The 1,719-nt window shown below is 61.1% G+C and carries 1 protein-coding gene and 1 pseudogene; both read left to right on the top strand.

Annotation, left to right across the window (positions count from 1 at the left end):
- Positions 1 to 972 (top strand): annotated as a pseudogene (locus tag L0H65_RS19470) (cobaltochelatase subunit CobT); the annotation flags it as partial.
- A gap of 70 nt (positions 973 to 1,042) precedes the next feature.
- The coding region (locus L0H65_RS19465) for an aminopeptidase P family N-terminal domain-containing protein (RefSeq protein WP_301460837.1) at positions 1,043 to 1,719 on the top strand (677 nt) is incomplete at its 3' end.

The following is a 1,719-nucleotide window of genomic DNA, read 5'->3' as shown; positions in this document are numbered from 1 at the left end:
GCCGATCCGAACTATGCCGTCTATACCACGGATTACGATGAAGAAATCCGGGCGGAGGATTTGGCTGAAGCTGTCGAACTGGAACGGTTGCGCGCCTATCTCGACCAGCAGTTGGAGCCCTTGAAAGGGGCGGTTTCGCGCCTCGCCAACAAGCTGCAACGCCGCCTTCAAGCGCAGCAAAACCGAAGCTGGCTGTTCGATCTGGAGGAAGGGACACTGGACGCGGGCCGCCTTGCCCGCGTGGTGGCGAACCCGACGACACCGCTTTCCTTCAAGCAGGAAAAAGACACCGAATTCCGCGATACCTGCGTGACGCTTTTGCTCGACAATTCCGGCTCGATGCGCGGTCGCCCGATTTCCATCGCGGCGATTTGCGCCGATGTTCTGGCACGGACGCTTGAACGCTGTTCGGTCAAGGTCGAAATCCTCGGCTTCACCACCCGCGCGTGGAAAGGCGGGCAAAGCCGGGAACGCTGGCTGTCCTCGGGCCGTGCGCAACAACCCGGTCGATTGAACGACCTGCGCCACATCATCTACAAATCCGCCGATGCGCCCTGGCGGCGCGCGCGGCCCAATCTGGGGCTGATGATGAAGGAAGGGCTGCTGAAGGAAAACATCGACGGCGAGGCGCTGGAATGGGCGCACCGCCGCATGATGGCGCGGCGGGAACAGCGCAAAATCCTGATGGTGATTTCGGATGGCGCACCGGTGGACGACTCAACTCTGTCCGTCAACCCCGCGAATTACTTGGAAAAACACCTGCGCGATGTGATTGCCATGGTGGAAAAGCGTAAAGCGGTGGAGCTGATCGCCATCGGCATCGGCCATGACGTGACCCGGTATTATGAGCGCGCAGTGACCATCACCGATGTCGAGCAGTTGGCCGGGGCCATGACCGAGCAGCTTGCTGGTCTGTTCGACAATGATCCACGGATGCGCGCGCGGGTGTTGGGGATGCGCAAGGTGGGCTGAACCGCCGCCGTCGCGACACCCCCGCAAGCCCCGCGCAGACCATCCCGCAGACCGGAAAAGGCCACGCAAGATGTTCCAGACCTTCACATCATCCGCCAATCCCGGCCAAGGCGCTGCCCGCCTGTCGCAGTTGCGCGCGGCACTTGCGGCGAACGGGTTGGACGGGTTCATTATTCCGCGCTCCGATGCCCATCAAGGCGAATATGTTGCGCCGCGCGATGAACGGTTGCAATGGCTGACAGGTTTCACCGGTTCCGCCGGGTTCTGCATCGTGTTGCCCGATGTCGCGGGGGTCTTCATCGACGGACGCTATCGGGCCCAGGTGAAAACCCAGATTGATCTGGGGCATTTCACACCCGTCGCCTGGCCGGATACCAAACCTGGCCCGTGGATTGCGGACCATCTGCTGCAAGGCCGGATCGGTTTTGACCCGTGGCTGCACAGCAAAGATGAGATTGACGCAATTGAGAAATCACTTGAAGGAACGTTCATAACACTTTCACCTGTAACAAATTATGTCGATTCCATCTGGGCGGATCAGCCGGACGCTCCAACTGGAAAAGCGTTTCTGCATCCAGATGCGCTTGCGGGCCGGACCAGCGCCGACAAGCGCGGCGAACTCGCGGCGGTGCTGCGCGAAGCGGGGCAAAAGGCGGCCGTCATTACCCTGCCGGACAGCCTGTGCTGGCTTTTGAACATCCGCGGTGCGGACCTGCCGCGCAACCCGGTGCTGCAAGGGTTTGCGAT

This window comes from Pseudorhodobacter sp. (assembly GCF_030452865.1).
Lineage (GTDB): Bacteria > Pseudomonadota > Alphaproteobacteria > Rhodobacterales > Rhodobacteraceae > Pseudorhodobacter.
The sequence above is the reverse complement of the archived record's forward strand: the minus strand, read 5'-3'. Positions and strand labels throughout refer to the sequence as shown.